Annotated in this window: 1 protein-coding gene; it reads right to left on the bottom strand. The window is 60.2% G+C overall.

Annotated elements, in window-relative coordinates; all coding sequences use genetic code 11:
* Positions 1-6: 6 nt before the first annotated feature.
* On the bottom strand, positions 7-1,380 hold the full coding sequence (frc, locus tag B3C64_RS01035; RefSeq protein ID WP_291533112.1) for a formyl-CoA transferase: 1,374 nt from the start codon (positions 1,378-1,380) through the stop codon (positions 7-9).
* Between the last annotated feature and the right edge of the window lie 282 nt (positions 1,381-1,662).

The raw sequence follows: 1,662 nt of genomic DNA, 5'->3' as shown, positions 1-1,662 counted from the left end.
CGAGGATTACCGCAGATCGGCCTTCACGCCGTCATTGCCTCCGATCACGCCATCGTGGAGCAACGCCGCGATACGGTCGTCGTCATACCCCAAGGCGTGCAGGATCTCAGCATTATGCTCACCGAGCTTCGGCGCACGCCGGTAATCCGGCGTGAAATTGCTCATCGTGAACGGCATGCCGATCGTCTTGAACTCGCCGCGCGCGTCCTGCTGGTCGATGGTCACGATGGTGCCATCATCGTTCAGATCCGGATCGTTCTCCAATTCATGCCAGTCGAGCACCGGGCCGACCGGCACCCCCTTCGCGCCCAGTTCCTTCGTCAGCTCGTACTTGTCATAGCGCATCGTGTACCGCTCGACGCGCTCGTACACCTCCCGCTTGTGCTCGTCGCGCGCGTTGGCGGTGCTGAAACGCGGATCGGTGAGCCAATCCTCGAATCCCATCGCGCGGCAGAAGTTCTCGAACCCCTTGGCTGACTGCTGGATCACTATATATACATAGGCGTTCTGATCGGTCTCCCAACCCTTCGCGCGATAGCACCAGCCCAGCACCAGACCGCCCTCGGCATTGGCCGCACGCGGAACCGCCTTGCCCCACTGGTAATCCGGATAGCAGTCATAATAGGAGAGCCTGCCCAGACGGTCGAGGATCAGTTGGTCGCGCAACTTGACGCGGCATAGATTCAACACCGCGTTCTGCATGGACTGGTACACGTAGCAGCCCACGCCGGTGCGCTGACGCTGCAGCAATGCGGACAGAATCGCGATCAGCAGATGCATGCCGCTGTTCGAATCGCCCAGCGCCGCACCGGACTGCGTGGGCACGTTGCGCTCGCCGTCATACCATCCGGTCGTGGAGGCGGCTCCGCCGGCTGACTGCGCGACGGGTTCGAACGCCTTGACGCGCTCGAATCGGCTGCCCTTGTTGAAACCCTTCAGCGACGCCATGATGAGACGCGGATTGAGCGCGTGCACGGCATCCCAGCCGAATCCGAGCTTCTCCACATCGCCGGGGCCGATGTTCTCCACGAACACATCGGCGTCTTTGAGCAGGTCGGTGAGGATCTTCTTGCCCTCCGGATTCTTCATGTTCAACGTGACGGATTTCTTGTTGGCGTTGAGCTGCAGGAAATACAGGGAATACGATCCGTCCACGTCGTTCATCTCGTTGCGCGTCGGGTCGCCGCCGCGCACCTTCTCCACCTTGATGACCTCCGCGCCCATCCATGCGAGCATCTGCGTGCACGACGGGCCGGATTGCACCTGCGTCCAGTCGATGACCTTGACGCCTTTCAGCGGCGCGGTGTCCGGAACATCGTCGGATGCGCCGCTCGCCGTGTTGCTTGCGATGTCGCCCGCGTCATGCGATGGCTGTGCCATGTTGACCTCCTTGTTGTCGGTTTGTCGGTTGGTGAGGTCAACGTACAGCGGGCGCCCTTGAAAGTCTTTGGATTTTCAGCCCGCAGCCGCAACATTCGCCGTGGGCGTTTAGGCGGACGGAGAAATACCTTCGAGGAACCTGAATATGGTTGCGAGGCGTATGAGGAGGAAATGCTAATGAAGGAAAACGCGCACGAAACGATGCGGAGAATCGTAGGGAATCAACAGCGAAAAACAAAAACCGCCAGACGAATCTGACGGTTTGATTGGTAGCGGGGCATG

The sequence above is a fragment of the Bifidobacterium sp. UBA6881 genome (assembly GCA_002451435.1).
Taxonomy (GTDB): domain Bacteria; phylum Actinomycetota; class Actinomycetes; order Actinomycetales; family Bifidobacteriaceae; genus Bifidobacterium.
The sequence above is the reverse complement of the archived record's forward strand: the minus strand, read 5'-3'. Positions and strand labels throughout refer to the sequence as shown.

Bases quoted from the DNA above. Each gene is read 5' to 3' on its own strand.
- frc (WP_291533112.1), bottom strand. From the start codon at position 1,380: ATGGCACAGCCATCGCATGACGCGGGCGACATCGCAAGCAACACGGCG.